This is a genomic window from Streptomyces sp. NTD91 (genome assembly GCF_059510455.1).
Genome location: NZ_JCAJZW010000165.1, coordinates 1 through 492, shown reverse-complemented (window position 1 = coordinate 492; position 492 = coordinate 1). Strand labels below are relative to the sequence as shown.

Below are 492 nucleotides of genomic sequence, written 5' to 3'. Positions count from 1 at the left end.
ATGTCCTCACCGAAGACGACCGCCTTCAGATCGAAAGGCAGCTCGGCGTCCACCGCGTCGAAGGTCTCGGCGAATGCAGTAAACGTCTCGTACAACTCGCGACCCATACCGAGCCGTTGCGAGCCCTGTCCGGCAAAGAGGAAAGCTGTACGACCGCCGGTCTGAACCGTGTTCTGGACGGTGCCGGGTTCGTCCCGGCCCTCCGCCAGGGAGTGGAGGGCGCCCAGCAGTTCGTCGCGGTCGGCGGCGAGGACCACGGCGCGGTGTTCCAGCACGGTTCGTGTGGTGGCCAGAGCGAGGGCGGTGTCGGCGAGGGCGAGGTCCGGGCGGGCTTCGACGAAGCGGGCCAGCTGCTGTGCCTGCGCGGGCAGCGCACCGCCCGCTGCGGACAGCACCCAGGGCAGGACCCGCGGGCGGGCCGACTCCAGCGCGGGCGCAGTCCCGTCCGCCCCGGCCGGAATCTCGGCGGCACCCTGAGTGGCTTCCTGGGGC

The 492-nt window shown here is 70.9% G+C and carries 1 protein-coding gene; it reads right to left on the bottom strand.

Annotation, left to right across the window (positions count from 1 at the left end; all coding sequences use genetic code 11):
• Positions 1-492: CurL C-terminal domain-containing protein (locus AC5WRT_RS39065; RefSeq protein WP_496098959.1), on the bottom strand; the 492-nt coding region annotated here is incomplete at both ends.